13 protein-coding genes, 7 tRNA genes and 1 rRNA gene are annotated in these 16,180 nt (G+C 52.5%); 17 read left to right on the top strand and 4 right to left on the bottom strand.

What is annotated here, in order from left to right:
• Positions 1-195: 195 nt before the first annotated feature.
• The 8 genes from ABC395_RS01225 (at position 196) to ABC395_RS01260 (ending at position 3,959) form a co-directional block, all read left to right on the top strand.
• A 23S ribosomal RNA gene (locus ABC395_RS01225) occupies positions 196-3,112 on the top strand.
• A 173-nt stretch (positions 3,113-3,285) separates the two neighbouring features.
• Positions 3,286-3,376: transfer RNA gene (locus tag ABC395_RS01230), tRNA-Ser, on the top strand.
• Positions 3,377-3,383: 7 nt separating this feature from the next.
• Positions 3,384-3,460: transfer RNA gene (locus ABC395_RS01235), tRNA-Met, on the top strand.
• Between the two features lie 14 nt (positions 3,461-3,474).
• A tRNA-Val gene (locus ABC395_RS01240) sits at positions 3,475-3,550 on the top strand.
• Positions 3,551-3,566: 16 nt separating this feature from the next.
• A tRNA-Asp gene (locus ABC395_RS01245) sits at positions 3,567-3,643 on the top strand.
• Positions 3,644-3,672: 29 nt separating this feature from the next.
• Positions 3,673-3,748, top strand: a tRNA-Phe gene (locus ABC395_RS01250).
• A gap of 42 nt (positions 3,749-3,790) precedes the next feature.
• Positions 3,791-3,876: transfer RNA gene (locus ABC395_RS01255), tRNA-Tyr, on the top strand.
• Between the two features lie 10 nt (positions 3,877-3,886).
• A tRNA-Lys gene (locus ABC395_RS01260) sits at positions 3,887-3,959 on the top strand.
• Between the two features lie 373 nt (positions 3,960-4,332).
• Here ABC395_RS01260 and ABC395_RS01265 read toward each other — a convergent pair.
• Entirely contained in the window at positions 4,333-4,641 is a 309-nt protein-coding gene (locus tag ABC395_RS01265) for an MTH1187 family thiamine-binding protein (protein ID WP_413000245.1), read from the bottom strand.
• 97 nt (positions 4,642-4,738) lie between these two features.
• On the opposite strand from ABC395_RS01265, the gene ABC395_RS01270 reads away from it, so the two are divergent.
• A complete protein-coding gene (locus ABC395_RS01270) occupies positions 4,739-4,963 on the top strand; it encodes a hypothetical protein (protein ID WP_413000246.1) in 225 nt (74 codons plus the stop codon).
• A gap of 51 nt (positions 4,964-5,014) precedes the next feature.
• Here the strand turns inward: ABC395_RS01270 and ABC395_RS01275 are convergent, their stop codons facing one another.
• The 3 genes from ABC395_RS01275 to ABC395_RS01285 are packed head-to-tail and all read right to left on the bottom strand — an operon-like array spanning position 5,015 to position 7,565.
• Positions 5,015-6,574, bottom strand: coding sequence for a GMC family oxidoreductase (locus ABC395_RS01275; protein WP_413000247.1), 1,560 nt, complete (start codon positions 6,572-6,574; stop codon positions 5,015-5,017).
• Positions 6,571-7,167: a gluconate 2-dehydrogenase subunit 3 family protein gene (locus ABC395_RS01280; RefSeq protein ID WP_413000248.1), complete on the bottom strand. Its 597-nt coding sequence runs from the start codon at positions 7,165-7,167 to the stop codon at positions 6,571-6,573. The genes ABC395_RS01275 and ABC395_RS01280 overlap by 4 nt, the downstream gene beginning before the upstream one ends.
• Positions 7,168-7,172: 5 nt before the next feature.
• Positions 7,173-7,565: a hypothetical protein gene (locus ABC395_RS01285; RefSeq protein WP_413000249.1), complete on the bottom strand. Its 393-nt coding sequence runs from the start codon at positions 7,563-7,565 to the stop codon at positions 7,173-7,175.
• Positions 7,566-7,822: 257 nt separating this feature from the next.
• On the opposite strand from ABC395_RS01285, the gene ABC395_RS01290 reads away from it, so the two are divergent.
• From ABC395_RS01290 to ABC395_RS01325, 8 genes are all read left to right on the top strand, one after another.
• Positions 7,823-8,770: an MraY family glycosyltransferase gene (locus ABC395_RS01290; RefSeq protein ID WP_413000250.1), complete on the top strand. Its 948-nt coding sequence runs from the start codon at positions 7,823-7,825 to the stop codon at positions 8,768-8,770.
• Positions 8,771-8,889: 119 nt separating this feature from the next.
• Complete coding sequence (locus ABC395_RS01295; RefSeq protein ID WP_413000251.1) at positions 8,890-10,005, top strand: PucR family transcriptional regulator; 1,116 nt, start codon at positions 8,890-8,892, stop codon at positions 10,003-10,005.
• Between the two features lie 106 nt (positions 10,006-10,111).
• The gene (locus tag ABC395_RS01300; RefSeq protein WP_413000252.1) at positions 10,112-11,236 is read left to right on the top strand and encodes an ABC transporter ATP-binding protein; all 1,125 of its coding nucleotides are present in this window, start codon (positions 10,112-10,114) and stop codon (positions 11,234-11,236) included.
• A 194-nt stretch (positions 11,237-11,430) separates the two neighbouring features.
• The gene (gene hprK / locus ABC395_RS01305) at positions 11,431-12,372 is read left to right on the top strand and encodes an HPr(Ser) kinase/phosphatase (protein ID WP_042232344.1); all 942 of its coding nucleotides are present in this window, start codon (positions 11,431-11,433) and stop codon (positions 12,370-12,372) included.
• A gap of 48 nt (positions 12,373-12,420) precedes the next feature.
• Positions 12,421-13,356, top strand: a complete 936-nt coding sequence (gene lgt, locus ABC395_RS01310; protein WP_413000253.1) for a prolipoprotein diacylglyceryl transferase — start codon at positions 12,421-12,423, stop codon at positions 13,354-13,356.
• A gap of 33 nt (positions 13,357-13,389) precedes the next feature.
• Complete coding sequence (gene ppaX, locus ABC395_RS01315; RefSeq protein ID WP_413000254.1) at positions 13,390-14,043, top strand: pyrophosphatase PpaX; 654 nt, start codon at positions 13,390-13,392, stop codon at positions 14,041-14,043.
• A complete protein-coding gene (locus tag ABC395_RS01320) occupies positions 14,040-14,624 on the top strand; it encodes an acyltransferase (protein WP_413000255.1) in 585 nt (194 codons plus the stop codon). Before ppaX ends, ABC395_RS01320 begins: the two co-directional genes overlap by 4 nt.
• A gap of 191 nt (positions 14,625-14,815) precedes the next feature.
• Positions 14,816-16,039 (top strand): ATP phosphoribosyltransferase regulatory subunit, encoded by a 1,224-nt coding sequence (locus ABC395_RS01325; RefSeq protein WP_413000256.1) that lies wholly within the window; start codon positions 14,816-14,818, stop codon positions 16,037-16,039.
• The last annotated feature ends 141 nt before the right edge of the window (positions 16,040-16,180 follow it).

Here is a 16,180-nt window from a genome sequence, read left to right on the forward strand (position 1 = left end):
ACCGTCTTTGACAGCATCGTAATTTCCAGTAAATTACGGGTTGATCTGAAGATGCGTGATATGGTAAGATACTTCTTGCCGCTTTGAGCGGTAACGAAGCAAGTTGATCCTTGAAAACTAGATAGCGAAACATGTAACTAGAATCATCCAAAACCTTGATGGTTTGATGTGTTCATCAATATTCTATTGATGAGAGGTCAAGCTAATAAGGGCACACGGAGGATGCCTAGGCGCTAGGAGCCGAAGAAGGACGTGGCGAACGACGAAATGCCTCGGGGAGCCGTAAGCAGGCTTTGATCCGGGGATGTCCGAATGGGGGAACCCAGCTGTGGTAATGCGCAGTTACCATGCAGTGAATACATAGCTGCATTGGAGGCACACCCAGGGAACTGAAACATCTAAGTACCTGGAGGAAAAGAAAACAATAGTGATTCCGTCAGTAGCGGCGAGCGAACGCGGATTAGCCCAAACCAGGGAGCTTGCTCCTTGGGGTTGTAGGACGTCAACATGGCAAAAGTTCATTAGGTGAAGTGATCTGGAAAGGTCCGCTGCAAAAGGTAACAGCCCTGTAGCCGAAAGTGAACGTATGCCTAGACGGATCCTGAGTACGGCGGGACACGTGAAACCCCGTCGGAATCCGGCAGGACCATCTGCCAAGGCTAAATACTCCCTAGCGACCGATAGTGAAGCAGTACCGTGAGGGAAAGGTGAAAAGCACCCCGGGAGGGGAGTGAAAAAGAACCTGAAACCGTGTGCCTACAAGAAGTCAGAGCCCGTTAACGGGTGATGGCGTGCCTTTTGTAGAATGAACCGGCGAGTTACGTTTGCATGCGAGGTTAAGCTGAAAAGGCGGAGCCGCAGCGAAAGCGAGTCTGAATAGGGCGAATGAGTATGCAGGCGTAGACCCGAAACCGTGTGATCTACCCCTGTCCAGGGTGAAGGTGCGGTAACACGCACTGGAGGCCCGAACCCACGAATGTTGAAAAATTCGGGGATGAGGTGGGGGTAGCGGAGAAATTCCAATCGAACTCGGAGATAGCTGGTTCTCCCCGAAATAGCTTTAGGGCTAGCCTCGGGGGATGTGTCGTGGAGGTAAAGCACTGATTGGGTGCGGGGCCCGCCAAGGGTTACCAAGTCCAGTCAAACTCTGAATGCCACAGACATTACCCCGGGAGTCAGACAGTGAGTGCTAAGATCCATTGTCAAGAGGGAAACAGCCCAGATCATCAGCTAAGGTCCCCAAGTGTGTGTTAAGTGGGAAAGGATGTGGAGTTGCACAGACAACCAGGATGTTGGCTTAGAAGCAGCCACCATTTAAAGAGTGCGTAATAGCTCACTGGTCGAGTGACTCTGCGCCGAAAATGTAACGGGGCTAAACACACCACCGAAGCTATGACTTGCACCTTGCGTGCATGGGTAGGGGAGCGTTCTGTACGGAGTGAAGGTAGATCGTGAGGACTGCTGGACTGTACAGAAGTGAGAATGCCGGTATGAGTAACGAAAAGATCAGTGAGAATCTGATCCGCCGAAAGCCTAAGGGTTCCTGAGGAAGGTTCGTCCGCTCAGGGTAAGTCGGGACCTAAGGCGAGGCCGAAAGGCGTAGTCGAAGGACAACAGGTTGAAATTCCTGTACCACCGTAAGCCGTTATGAGCAATGGAGTGACGCAGCAGGGTAGGGACGCGGACTGATGGATGTCCGTCCAAGCAGTGAGGCTGATGTGCAGGCAAATCCGCACATCGCATAAGCTGGGCTGTGATGGGGAGCGAAAATTACAGTAGCGAAGGTCTTGATCTCACACTGCCGAGAAAAGCTTCTAGCCAGGCGAAGGTGCCCGTACCGCAAACCGACACAGGTGGGCGAGAAGAGAATTCTAAGGCGCGCGGAAGAACTCTCGTTAAGGAACTCGGCAAAATGACCCCGTAACTTCGGGAGAAGGGGTGCCCCGGTAGTGTGAATAGCACGAGGGGGCCGCAGTGAAAAGGCCCAAGCGACTGTTTAGCAAAAACACAGGTCTATGCGAAGCCGCAAGGCGAAGTATATGGGCTGACGCCTGCCCGGTGCTGGAAGGTTAAGGGGAGCGGTTAGGACTAGTCCGAAGCTGTGAACCGAAGCCCCAGTAAACGGCGGCCGTAACTATAACGGTCCTAAGGTAGCGAAATTCCTTGTCAGGTAAATTCTGACCCGCACGAATGGCGTAACGACTTGGGCGCTGTCTCAACGAGAGATCCGGTGAAATTTTAATACCTGTGAAGATGCAGGTTACCCGCGACAAGACGGAAAGACCCCATGGAGCTTTACTGCAGCTTGATATTGGACTTTGGTACGATCTGTACAGGATAGGTGGGAGCCTTTGAAGCCTGAGCGCCAGCTTGGGTGGAGGCGCCGTTGGGATACCACCCTGATCGTATCGGAGTTCTAACCTACTACCGTAATCCGGTAGAGGGACCGTGTCAGGTGGGCAGTTTGACTGGGGCGGTCGCCTCCTAAAGAGTAACGGAGGCGCCCCAAGGTTCCCTCAGAATGGTTGGAAATCATTCGAAGAGTGCAAAGGCATAAGGGAGCTTGACTGCGAGACATACAGGTCGAGCAGGGACGAAAGTCGGGCTTAGTGATCCGGTGGTACCGCATGGAAGGGCCATCGCTCAACGGATAAAAGCTACCCTGGGGATAACAGGCTTATCTCCCCCAAGAGTCCACATCGACGGGGAGGTTTGGCACCTCGATGTCGGCTCATCGCATCCTGGGGCTGAAGTAGGTCCCAAGGGTTGGGCTGTTCGCCCATTAAAGCGGTACGCGAGCTGGGTTCAGAACGTCGTGAGACAGTTCGGTCCCTATCTGTCGCGGGCGCAGGAAATTTGAGAGGAGCTGTCCTTAGTACGAGAGGACCGGGATGGACGTACCGCTGGTGTACCAGTTGTCTCGCCAGAGGCATCGCTGGGTAGCTATGTACGGAAGGGATAAGCGCTGAAAGCATCTAAGCGTGAAGCCCCCCTCAAGATGAGATTTCCCAGTATGTAAGACCCCTTGAAGACGACGAGGTAGATAGGTTGGAGGTGGAAGCACAGCAATGTGTGGAGCTGACCAATACTAATCGGTCGAGGGCTTGACCACCAAACATGTGCGGAGTACAGGTTACTTCGAAAGCATATACTTAGGCACTTACGACAGTAAATGCCGCATCGGAAGCATACCCAGCGTATGCACCACAAGATCTTTGGATGGATCGACTGCTTGTTTCGCTGCTAGTTTTCAGGGAGCAACCTGAAAAGTTTGTTTTACACATTGGAGAGATACCCAAGTGGCTCAAGGGGACCCTCTGCTAAGGGGTTAGACTGCGTAAGTGGTGCGAGGGTTCGAATCCCTCTCTCTCCGCCAGTTTTAAGGCGGCGTAGCTCAGCTGGCTAGAGCGTACGGTTCATACCCGTGAGGTCGGGGGTTCGAGCCCCTCCGCCGCTACCATAACAACTACATAAGGACGCTTAGCTCAGCTGGGAGAGCATCTGCCTTACAAGCAGAGGGTCGGCGGTTCGATCCCGTCAGCGTCCACCATACAAATCATAAGCACGGAGCTGTGGTGTAGAGGCCTAACATGCCTGCCTGTCACGCAGGAGACCGCGGGTTCGAATCCCGTCAGCTCCGCCATTTTAATTTGTATGACAATTTCATAGTATGGCTCGGTAGCTCAGTCGGTAGAGCAGAGGACTGAAAATCCTCGTGTCGGCGGTTCGATTCCGTCCCGAGCCACCACTTTTAGTCAAGTTAGTCAATAACGGCGCTTGGCAGTATTGTGGAGGCTTAGCGAAGTGGCCAAACGCAGCAGACTGTAAATCTGTTCTCTGACGAGTTCGGTGGTTCGAATCCATCAGCCTCCACCAGTTTTTCCAAGAGCCATTAGCTCAGTTGGTAGAGCACCTGACTTTTAATCAGGGTGTCGAAGGTTCGAGTCCTTCATGGCTCACATGCCATGTGAACAATTCTCTTCATATAAAAGAGACCTTAATCGGTCTCTTTTTTTGTTGTCTTTTTAGCCGCGAAAAGGAAATGTCTCTTAAAACAAACTATTGAGTCCAAATTCTCGGTTTAGGCTGAAACTGAAAAATCTGGGGGGGCCGCTGTTCCCGGTTTAACTGTGCTGGAAAGTCCCAGTGATCGCTCTTCTCGGTTATAACCGCGTTGGATAGTCTTTTGTTTTCGCTGATCCCTGCCCAAGCCGTCCTGAATTATAGGCCCTGCCTGACATTCGACCATGGGGAATTTGTTTTTAGTGATATCGGCGTTATTCAGAGTGACCGAATAAGTTCACGGCAAATAATGAAGTAAAGACTTCCGAGCTATTGAAGCTGCTCCAGTTTGTCGGCAACGGACTGGAGTTTTTGCTGCATGGATGCCGTTTTATCGCGCCGGTCGTCAATTTTGATGGAGGTAGAAACGCGTTGAGCGCCATTTTCAAAAGGGCTCTCATGAAGCTTAAGAATGACTTCCATCAGTTGATCCAGGGGACCTTCGATTATGGTGCTCATTGGAGTAAGCTCATAATGAAGAGGCTGGTTGTCCAATATCTTTTGCAGATGAGCTACATATTCACTTAAGCTTGTAGAGGCTGTGCCTATGGGAACAACTGTAATTTCCGCGATTGCCATGAGATTGATCCTCCTTGGTTTAGTGGCAGCTTTATCCTCTTATTGTAATGGATTTGGCGACCGGTTGCTACCTGCTTTATGACGAGGGAGGTTGTGTTTGGAATACGAGCAACCGTCTCTGCATGAAGGAAAAGAAGCATGCATTCCGGAAAATAACAGGCTAAACGACAGGATGAACGGGGCGCCATATCCATCGAGAATGGCTGCATATAACGGCACGATAGCAGCTTTGGCTGCATCGTTACTTCCATCATCCCTAAGGAACTTTGAACAGTTTCAGGGCTTAAACGGACCTGAAGTCCGGCATATCCGCGAGTATTAACCTTTTTCTCAGGAGCGACCTTACCCAATCAGAGAAATTACATAGTGCGATTCAAATGATCTCGCTTAAGATGTAATCGGCTGTTCGCGCAGCTAGAGCCATTACGGTATTCGTGGGATTCACTCCGCTGGAAGTGACAAATATGCTGGCGTCGCATACGAACAAATTCGGGATATCGTGAGTTTGGCCGAATGAGTTGACGACGGAACGCGAAGGATCACTGCCCATCCGGCAGCCCCCCATCAGGTGGGCGGTATCCGGCACTACATATTCGGGTGTACCTCCGGCGGCGCGCAAAATAGACTCCATGTTCGAAACCGCATGTTCAATGAGGCGGGTGTCGTTTTCGCCAAAGCTGAATGATACTTTAGCTCGTGGCAGACCGAAGGCATCTTTTTCGCCGGATAACGTTACGCGGTTATGCTCCTCGGGAAGGACTTCTCCGACGAGTGTCACGCGGCCGTAAAAGTTGTAGTCCAGCATGGCCTCTCGCAGCGAAGATCCCCAGACGGGGAATTCGCCTGTTTTGACGATCCCTTGGGCGAAAGCGAGAGGGCGCGTACCATGAGCATGCAGGGAATATCCGCGTGCAAAGCCGCGGTCCTTGTCCGATTCGTAAAACTCCTGAGTAGTAGCCAGGACAGGGGTCCCCTTGTACAGCCGCACTTCTTCCTCGAACTTGGCATACACGTCATGACTGCTATGCGTCATAAGTGCCTTGCCTACCCAGCCGCTGCTGTTGGCAAGTCCTTCCGGATACCGGCTGTTCGCGGAATTCAGCAGCAGGCGGGGCGTTTCGACCGCATAGGCCGAGATGATCACGAGTTTCGCTTTTTGACGGTATTCGACTCCTTTTTTTACAAAAAGAACACCGGCAGCTTTACCATCCGGCCCTGTCTCAATCTGAGTGACCCTGCTGCCGGTAATCACGGTAGCTCCTGCTTGCACGGCTTTCGGAATATGCTGAATGAGGGTGCTGAATTTAGCGTTAGGCATGCAGCCCTGCTGGCAGAAGCCCCGGTTAATGCACGGGGGCCTGCCTTCAAAAGGTGCAGAAAGAATGGCCAAGGGGGCCGTAACAGAGCGGATCCCCAAGTTTTCGCAGCCTTTTTGAAACAAATAGGCATTCGGGCTTAGAGGGTCCCGCTCCGGATAAGGATATGGCCCCCGGAAATTCCCCCATGGAAAATGCCGGGGACCCGAAACCGCGATTTCTTTTTCGATCCGGGAATAGTACGGCTCCAAATCTTTATAGTGAATCGGCCAATCTTCGCCGACTCCGTCGATCGATTTCGTCTTAAAGTCGGATTCATGGAATCGCAAAAACACCCCGGTAAAATGCTGGGTTCCGCCGCCCACTCCCCAACCTGAATTATTGTGCCCCATTGTTAGAGGGTGCTTCCCGTCCACAAGCCGCGTATCCTGCCAGCCCAAGCACTTCATGGCCAGCTCGTCGCTCGCGAAATCCCTTTGAGGATCCCGCAGCGGTCCGGCTTCCAATACAACAACCTGCAGCCCGGCTTCGCTGAGTTCTTGAGCAAGTACACCGCCTGCCGCTCCGGCGCCTACTATGACCACATCAACGGTTTCCGATTGAGTGTTCCATTTCATCGTTCCGGTTTCGCCTCCCACGGATCAAGATTTCCCCGGTCCGCCCGGATGTAACCTCTTGGATAGGCCGGACCTGCATAGCCGATTTCGGACCATATTTGGGGGTGAGAATAGTAGGCTTCTACGGTCAGCGCGAGCAGCCTGTTGAAGAAGGCTTTTTGCACGGGTACCGGCCAATCGCCCCGCAGGGACAGACGAACCTCGGCAATATTCGTGAGAAGCTCCTTCTGCTCCTCTGGCGAAAGTTGTTGAAAAGGTTTCGAATGAAATCCGTGTGACATGGTTTCAAGGGCCTCCAGCCCTAAGCGGATTAATTCGGACTGAGGAGGGGTATCGGGCCCTCTCTGGGCTTCTTCCTTTTGCCCGTACAATGTATCATCTATATGCTCAAGCACGTAAGTCAGGATTTCGGACCGGTCGTCGTCCACGAGCAGCGAGCATATGCTTCTGAGCTGTTCCGCCTCAAGCAGCGTTAACAGCCGATATTCGCGGTGCCGCCGCAAACGTGCACGGACGATAGACCGGGTGTGGGGATCCCAGTGGTTTTGCTCCTTCATAACATCGAAAGAAGGGTATTTTGGCATTTTACTCATACAAGTCACCTTCCATAGACAGCGATTAACCCGAGAACGCCGATAGCTGAGTAAAGCAGAGGCATCAGAACGGGAGGTCCGATAAGGAAATTGCGGAAAGCATAGGCCCCGACCCTTTTGCCGACTCCACGGACGTGAAGGTACAGCCCGATTAGACCCGTGACGATCCCCAGCCACATGCCGATATGAAAAAGCTGGAGCAGCCAAGTCCGGTTAAGGAAAACCGCTAGTAACCCGGCCAGAAAGTACAGCGGAGCCGTAATAACGGGAACCAGCATGACTTTGCGGTGAAAATTTTGCCGGTAATGGGACAAGGCCACTTGAGCCGCGATAAACAAATAAGCGAAAGCCGTAAACAAAATAACGGACCGGTCTAACGTCCAGCTGTTCCAGATCATAGTAGAGAGGGCTCCTTTGTGTCGTTTTGAACATTCGTTTGTAAATGTGAGGTCGCTCTTATTTTTTCCATAAAAGGGGGAGTTAACTCGCTATAGGCGAAATGTTCTTGAGATTTGAGCCGGAGAGAGAACGAAACCTTTACCAAAGGGCGGCAAGTATGGGCGGAATTCGATTGGGAGACGCTAACAGATGCGGTGAAAAGCCATTTATCCATCGTCATCCGTCAGGGTAACGATAGGCAGGAGGAATCGAGCGTATGCACTATCTACTCCCTATGCTGACCAGCTTTATTCTGGTGGCGCTGCTGGTGCCCGTCATGAAGCGGATCGCTGTAAAAGCAGAATTTGTCGACCGGCCGTCCACGCGTAAAATTCATGCAGCCCCTATCCCCCTGCTGGGAGGAGTGGCGATTTACATCGCGTGCGCGGCATCTATTTTATTGTTCAGCCGCAACGGCAATCTATCCTATGCGGTGCTGATCGGCGGAACGGTCCTTATGCTGACCGGCTTGACGGACGACTGGTTCAAAACGCGGAGCAAGGACTTTCCTGTCTGGCCAAGGCTGATCATCTATATCGCGGTGTCTGCGGTGCCGCTTTTTTTCGGCATTCAAATTATCGGGGTATCGAATCTTCACTTCAGCGGCATGATTTTCTTCCCGGTCTGGCTTGTTTGGCTCGGTACGATGGCCTGGATTTTCGGGATTACCAATATGATCAACTTCATCGACGGGGTGGACGGTCTCGCTTCGGGTATCGTCACGATCGCTTCTGCGGCGCTGCTTGTAGCGGCCATAGTCAAAAGGCAGGAGGATTCCGCTTTGATTGCGGGAATTCTGGTCGGCGCCTGCCTCGCTTTTCTGGCGTTCAATTTTTATCCCGCCAAAATTTTCATGGGTGACGCGGGCGCGATATTCCTGGGTTATACAATCGCGGTCGTCGCTGTGGACGGAGCGTTCAAAAGTGCGACGTTTGTCTCCATCCTGGTTCCCGTGCTGGCGCTGGGCGTGCCTATTTTGGATACGGTCATCGTGTTTACGAGGCGGCTTCTCAAGGGTGGAGGGCTGCACCGGGCCGATAAGCTGCATACGCATCACAGCCTGATGCAGTGGGGGTTGTCCCAAACCCAGACGGTTTCTTTCCTGTACCTGGTCGGCGCCCTGTTCTCTCTGCTTTCCATTATTGTAGTGCTTATGGGCGTATGAGCCGCATCCCGCGTCCGGGTCTATCAAGGCATCTATAAGTGAAACGCTTACCTAGCTGTGTTACAATAACAGGAAGCACCATGGCAGCCTCGATATTACACAGATAGGGAGCTATGCGGATGGAATGGGAAAGGCTGAAAGAACAATTGGAGTCGATCGGCAAAGGCCCGGTCCAACTGATTGCAAAGACGCCGGAAGAGTGGGAAGCCCTTACAAGAAACGCCGGGAAAAATAACGGGGACAGGCAGGGGCAGAATAAGAGCAGCATGCTGATCGGAAAAGAAGTCTATTTCCTGCTGAGCAGGGAAGGAAATCAAGTCCATGCTTTGTCTATTCCTGCGGGGAACTTGGCCGGGGACGAACGTCATCTGGTCGAGTGGCTCATTGAATCCGCACAGCCGGAGAAAAGGAAGGGCGGCACTCTTCTGCTCGAAGAAGAGAGAAAGCTTTCCGCGCTTAGGGAATGGCTGCTGCAGCATGCCGAAACCGACACCCAAGCGGAGGTTCCCGACACGATCTCCTCCCAGGCCGGGCTTTATTCGACCAAAATACCTTTTCTCCTGTATGGAGATTATTCTTCCAACGTACGGGCGTCTTACCGGGAGCTGAAAAGGCTGCTGGAGACGTTTTTTGACGCGGAAATTATATTGATCCCCTTGCTGGATAAGGAATGGCTGATTCTCGCGCCCGATTATCTGCTTACCGTGGGGCAGGAAGACAAAACGGATACTCAGGAAGAGAGCACCGAGCAGATGCTCGATGCCCTGGCCTCAGGACTTCACGACATGCTGGCTACCGAATGGGTAGGGGAGAGCCATCTTGGGATTCACTATCCCATCCAGCCCGCCCAGACGCTTTTGACGGCCATGCTGTCTCTGCGCTCGACGATTATGCTCGGCCGGTTGTACAATGTGACGAACAATATCCACACGCCTTGGCATTTACAAATGGAAAAGCTGCTGCACCCGATACCCGAATCCGAGAAACATCAGTTTCTGGAACATGTACTGAAGGATTATTCCATGGATGCGGAGACCCAGTCTACGCTGGAAAGTTTTTTTGCGCTGGACTGCAATGTGAGCGAGACGGCCAAAAAGCTGTATATTCACCGCAATACGCTGTTATACCGGCTGGACAAGTTCAAAAACGAGACGGGGCTGGACGTAAGGACTTTTCATGACGCCGTCCTGGTGAAGCTGGCGCTCGTATTGTACAAAGTAACAAAAAGAAAGTGAGTTTTTTGTGAAGATTGTGCATAGTCAGTCTTCGGGCATTTAAGCTAAGATAAATGTACAGATTCCAAATCAAGCAAGAACATTCAAGAACCAGGGGGAATGAACTATGGCAGGCGTTCGTCTTAACCATATCGTAAAGAGGTACCCAGGCAACCAAGAAGCAACCGTTAAGGATTTCCATCTCGATATTCAAGATAAAGAATTTCTCGTATTGGTAGGAGCATCCGGTTGCGGTAAATCCACAACTCTGCGGATGATTGCCGGTCTTGAAGAAATCTCCGAAGGCGAACTGTACATCGGCGACCGTCTCGTGAACGACGTGGCTCCTAAAGACCGCGACATCGCGATGGTATTCCAGTCCTACGCCCTGTACCCGCACATGAACGTGTACCAGAACATGGCGTTCGGCCTTAAACTCCGTAAATTCAAAAAAGCCGACATCGACGCACGCGTGCGTGAAGCGGCTAAAATTCTCGATATCGAACACCTTCTGGACCGCAAGCCGAAAGCACTTTCCGGTGGTCAGCGTCAGCGTGTCGCCCTGGGCCGCGCAATCGTCCGTGAACCGCAAGTTTTCTTGATGGATGAGCCGCTTTCCAACTTGGACGCTAAACTTCGTGTACAAATGCGTGCCGAAATTTCCAAACTTCACAAACGTCTCGGCGTAACGATCATCTACGTAACACATGACCAAACGGAAGCTATGACGATGGGCAGCCGGATTGTCGTTATGGACAAAGGCATCATCCAGCAGGCGGCTTCTCCGGAAGAGATCTACAACTTCCCGGTCAACATGTTCGTAGCGGGCTTCATCGGATCTCCTTCCATGAACTTCGTAAACGGTTCGCTGAGCGATCAAGGCGGAGAGCTTCACTTCAAAGCCAAAGGCGTAGACGTAATTATTCCGCAAGGCAAAGCTCAAGTTCTTCGCGACAAAGGCTATGCCGGCAAAGATGTTATTCTGGGTATTCGTCCTGAAGATATCCATGATGAGCCTGTGTTCCTGGAAGCTTCCGCTAAGACAGTGGTTAACGCCCTGATCGAAGTGTCCGAGAACCTGGGTCACGAAATGCAAGTTCACCTTGCCGGTATCGGCGAAGGTACAGTCGTAGCACGTGTTGACGGCCGCTCCGGTCTGAAAGACGGCGCTAACGTGAAGCTTGCTCTGGACATGAACAAAGTTCATTTCTTCGATAAAGAAACGACGAACTCCATTCTTCTGAACTCGTAAGAATCATTAATTTAAAGCCAGTCCATCGTGACTGGCTTTTTTGACGTATTAGGGTTGAGAAGGCGGGCATACAATACGATGGCGAAGCAGCGCCTGCACGGCAGTATTCCGGCCGTCCGGCCGGGAGGCAGGTTGATTTTCACCCGGCAGTTGAATTACGATGGAACTATTGGGAAAACAAAGGGGAATGAACGATGGGCAAAAAAGTGAGAGTGTCTGAGCTGGTTGAACATTACAACCTGGAAGTCATTTGCGGCGAAGACGGGTTAAAGCGGACCGTAACGGTTGCCGATCTTTACCGGCCCGGTCTGGAAATGGCGGGTTATTTCAATTATCATCCGCAGGAGCGCGTACAGCTGCTGGGACGTACCGAGATGTCCTTCTTCGAAACGCTGGACGAAACGGTCCGGCTGCACCGTGCCGAACAGCTCTGCGCAAGCGAAGAGACGCCCTGCATTATCGTCACCCGCGGACTGGATATTCCCGCGGAACTGGTAGAGGAAGCGAAGAAGCACCAGCTTCCCGTTCTCCGCAGTCAGGTAGCAACTACCATTCTCGCCAGCCGGCTGACCAACTTCCTGGAAAACAAACTTGCTCCCTCCACTACCATTCATGGTGTATTGGTGGATGTGTACGGCGTCGGAATGCTTATTACGGGAGGCAGCGGAATCGGAAAAAGCGAGACGGCGCTTGAGCTGGTCAAACGGGGACATCGTCTGGTAGCGGACGATGCCGTTGAAATCCGCCAGACGGCCGATTATATGCTGTACGGAAACGCGCCCGACCTTATTCGTCATTTGCTTGAAATCCGCGGCGTCGGCATTATCAACGTGATGACGTTGTTCGGTGCGGGTGCAGTGCGGAACGTCAAGAAAATATCCGTCGTGGCCCGTCTGGAAACCTGGCAGCAGGATAAACAGTATGACCGCCTCGGACTGGATGAAGAAACGACCCGGATTATTGAGGCGGACGTGCCGCTGATCACCATCCCGGTTCGTCCCGGACGGAACTTGGCGGTCATCGTCGAAGTGGCGGCGATGAACTACAGGCTCAAGCGGATGGGTTTCAACGCGGCCCTGCAGTTCACCAACAAGCTGACGGAGACGCTGGCCGAAGATTTGGACGACATGGACTGAGAACCGGTTCATACCCACAGGTAAGGAATAGGAGGATATCGACCGTTTATGCTAAATCCAGTCGCTTTTAAGCTAGGCCCGGTTTCCGTGCATTGGTACGGCATTATATTAGGCACAGCGGCCCTGATCGGGCTGCTGCTTGTCATCCGCGAAGGCAAGCGCTTTAAGCTGCAGCCCGAATTTTTCATGGATCTGCTGCTGATCGGAGTTCCATCCGCCATTGTAGCCGCTCGTATTTATTATGTGGCCTTCCAATGGGAAAACTACAAAAACAATCTGGGCGAAATCATCGCCATCTGGCACGGAGGGATCGCCATATACGGCGCACTGATCGGAGCGATCATCGCAGCGCTCATTTATGTGCGCCGTAAAGGGTACTCGTTCTGGCGGATCGCTGACATCTGCGCTCCGGGACTCATTGTCGGCCAAATGATCGGCCGCTGGGGAAACTTCGTGAACCAGGAGGCCCACGGCGGCCCGGTCAGCGAATCTTTCCTGCGAAACGGGCTTCATCTGCCCGATTGGATCGTGAACCAGATGAACATCGAAGGCATTTTCTATCATCCCACCTTCCTGTATGAATCGATATGGAATTTCGTCGGGCTGCTGCTGCTCTTCTGGCTGCGCCGCCGTCCGTTCCTTCGTGCGGGCGAACTGTTTATGAGCTATTTTATCTGGTATTCGCTGGGCCGCTTCTTTATCGAAGGCCTGCGTACGGACAGTCTCGATTTTACGGGACCGGCTTGGCTGGCTTCTCTGCTGAACGGACTCTGGTCGCCGATGTCCCTGCTGTTCGGTGAAGCGGGTACGATGACATACGGCGGTAACATCCGTATTTCCCAGCTTCTTGCCGTGCTCATTATCATCGCGGCCATTATCATCATTGTCCTGCGCCGCCGTATGGGCTATGCGAAAACCAAGTACAGCGATCCCATCGAGAAAATCGGCGGAACATCGGCTTCGGCCAATGCAAGCCATTCCTAACGGGAAAGAATTTTTGAAAATAAGGAGCACAGCATGAAGCATACGGTATTGTTTGACCTGGACGGCACCATTCTGGACACCAACGAGCTCATTATCCAGTCGTTCCTGCATGCGCTGGAAGGAAAGACCCCCGAGCTGTTTACAAGAGAAAATATCATCCCGCATATGGGGCGCCCTCTCATCGAGCAGCTCCAGTTTTTCAGCGGATTGGATGAAGTGACGGATCTTCTGACCCTTTACCGGTCCTATAATCTCAAGCACCACGACGAACTGGTGAAGCCTTTTCCTTATGTAAAAGAGGTATTGGCCAAGTTGCATGCCTACGGAGTAAAAATCGGCGTCGTAACGAGTAAAATCAGGCTGACAACGATGCTGGGCCTGGAGCTTTGCGAGCTGCTGCCTTATATCCAAAGCATTGTGACCGTCGATGATGTCACGAACGCGAAACCCGATCCGGAAGGAATAAGGAAAGCTCTCCATGAACTGGGTTCAACACCGGAAGAAGCCGTCATGGTGGGAGACAGCCATTACGATATCGAAGCGGCCAAAGCCGCTGGCGTTGAAGCCGTGGCCGTCAACTGGTCTTTGAAGGGACAGGCTTACCTGGAACAGTACAATCCGGAGCATATGATCGGCGATATGCGTGAACTGTATATGATTTTCGGCATTACGGAGGAAAGCGTTTGAGGAAAACCGACAGATATCCGGTCGACGGATCTAACGCCCTTTGGCAGATTTACCGGACAGTCAGCAAATGGAAAGCGGTCAAAAATTTTGTCTGGATACAAATCAGCCGCTACTGTCCGTCGCTTCCGCTAAAGAATTGGATCTACCGGCGAATGCTGGGCATGGAAGTGGGAGAGCACACCGCTTTCGCTTTAATGGTCATGGTGGATGTATTTTTTCCGGAAAAGATAAAAATCGGCCGCAACTCGATCATCGGGTACAATACAACGATTCTCGCTCATGAGTATTTGATCAAGGAATACCGGCTGGGTGAAGTCCGAATCGGATCGAATGTGATGGTCGGCGCGAACACGACCATTCTGCCCGGTGTAACGATAGGGGATGGCGCCGTAATCGGTGCGGGATCCGTCGTTCACAAGGATGTCGAGCCCTACAGCTTCGTAGCGGGTAATCCGATGCGGGTAATCCGTACGGGGGCAGGCGATATTGAAGAAGCGGGAGTTTTGGAAACTTCAGCGGAAAATACGGAGCCGGACACCGCTTACGTCAACAGCTTAAATAAAAACAGTTCCTCTTCTTAGGAAGAGAACTGTTTTTTTGTTTGTGGCGAAAGAGGACATTGGCCCCGGAGAAACGAATGGGAATGAATCTGCAAATTGACGCCTCTGACATTCCGTGATAAACTAACGGATATCCTTCAATTTGGTAGTATGGTAGCGTGCTAAAGCGTTTTGAAAATAGAGGTGTACCGGCAGGGCAAGGAGGAACATGAATGTCTAAACCTAAAGTGTTTGAAAAGCCTACGGGTTTTAAAGATTTGCTTCCGGAATCGGTAGCGAGAATCCGTGAGATTGAGTTCAGCGTGCTGGATTGTATGCACCGGTGGGGCTATAGTCAAATCGTGACTCCGACGCTGGAATTTTACGATACGGTAGGGATGGCCAGCTCCATCGAAGACCGGAAGCAGTTCAAGCTGCTTGACCGCAACGGGCAAACGCTTGTACTTCGTTCCGACATGACGGCTCCGATCGCACGGGTGGTCTCCTCTCTTCTGCGGGATGAGCCTCTTCCGCTCCGTCTCAGCTATCACGGCAATGTTTTCCGGGCGATGGAGGAAGAAGCCGGACGCGATTCGGAATTCGTGCAGACGGGTGTAGAGCTCGTGGGCGATCCATCCGCGGAAGCGGATGCCGAGGTCGTGGCTTTGGCGATTGCCTCCTTACAGGCCGCGGGCGTAAAGACGTTCAAGTTTGCCTTGGGGCACGTCGGATTTCTGCACGGATTGTTCGGCGAAACGCTCAAAGATCATCCCGAAGCACAGGAAGAGCTTAAGAGCTGTCTGCTTGGCCGGGATTATGTGGGTTACCGGACGGCCATCCGGCGGATGGGACTGGATGAAGCCCGGCGCGGTGAACTGGAGAGCATCCTGAGGCTGCGCGGAGGGAAAGACATCTGTGAACAGGCACTCAGCGTAACATCCGATCCGACGGCTCAGGCGGCTATCTCCCATCTGTGCGAGGTATGGAACGTTCTGGAGGCTTACGGGGTAAGCGAGCATGTACTTATCGATCTGACGATGATCGGAAACTTTTCTTACTATACAGGTCTTACGTTCGAAGGGTACGCCGCGGATCTCGGATTCCCGCTGTGCAGCGGAGGCAGATATGACAATCTGCTAGCCCAGTTCGGACGTCCCGCACCGGCAACGGGCTTTGCCTTGAAGACGAACCGCATTCTGGAAGCGGCGGGAGATTCGGTCCGCAGGCAGCAGGAACGGGTACTGATCGTTTACGGGGATTCGCGCCGGGGCGAAGCGCTGGGCAAAGCCCGCGAGCTGAGAGCCCTTCCGGGGAAAGTCGTCGTAACCCGTCATGCCGGCACCGGCAGCGGATCCGGTGCGTCGTGGGATCCGGCAGCATTGCAAGACCTGGGACAGGGCCGTTACCGGTTCGAAGGCAATCTCTATTCGGACGCCCTGCTTTACCTGACGGATTAATTCCAGCGCCTGAGCTGATAAACTTGCGGCCGGTATAGAGCTGTTAATCATACGATGCGACAGCCTAAACCGGTTGACGATTGAAATAAACAAACGATTGGGGCCGTCCAAACCGGCCTTTCCGGTTACACAGCGGGCTTC

This window comes from Paenibacillus canaveralius (assembly GCF_047238265.1).
GTDB lineage: Bacteria > Bacillota > Bacilli > Paenibacillales > NBRC-103111 > Paenibacillus_F.

What these genes read in the sequence shown, in the direction of transcription:
- ABC395_RS01275 (WP_413000247.1), bottom strand. Translation starts at nt 6,574, where the DNA reads ATGAAATGGAACACTCAATCGGAAACCGTTGATGTGGTCATAGTAGGC.
- ABC395_RS01295 (WP_413000251.1), top strand. Translation starts at nt 8,890, where the DNA reads ATGGAATGGGAAAGGCTGAAAGAACAATTGGAGTCGATCGGCAAAGGC.
- ABC395_RS01285 (WP_413000249.1), bottom strand. Translation starts at nt 7,565, where the DNA reads ATGATCTGGAACAGCTGGACGTTAGACCGGTCCGTTATTTTGTTTACG.
- ABC395_RS01290 (WP_413000250.1), top strand. Translation starts at nt 7,823, where the DNA reads ATGCACTATCTACTCCCTATGCTGACCAGCTTTATTCTGGTGGCGCTG.
- ppaX (WP_413000254.1), top strand. Translation starts at nt 13,390, where the DNA reads ATGAAGCATACGGTATTGTTTGACCTGGACGGCACCATTCTGGACACC.
- hprK (WP_042232344.1), top strand. Translation starts at nt 11,431, where the DNA reads ATGGGCAAAAAAGTGAGAGTGTCTGAGCTGGTTGAACATTACAACCTG.
- lgt (WP_413000253.1), top strand. Translation starts at nt 12,421, where the DNA reads ATGCTAAATCCAGTCGCTTTTAAGCTAGGCCCGGTTTCCGTGCATTGG.
- ABC395_RS01280 (WP_413000248.1), bottom strand. Translation starts at nt 7,167, where the DNA reads ATGAGTAAAATGCCAAAATACCCTTCTTTCGATGTTATGAAGGAGCAA.
- ABC395_RS01300 (WP_413000252.1), top strand. Translation starts at nt 10,112, where the DNA reads ATGGCAGGCGTTCGTCTTAACCATATCGTAAAGAGGTACCCAGGCAAC.
- ABC395_RS01325 (WP_413000256.1), top strand. Translation starts at nt 14,816, where the DNA reads ATGTCTAAACCTAAAGTGTTTGAAAAGCCTACGGGTTTTAAAGATTTG.
- ABC395_RS01265 (WP_413000245.1), bottom strand. Translation starts at nt 4,641, where the DNA reads ATGGCAATCGCGGAAATTACAGTTGTTCCCATAGGCACAGCCTCTACA.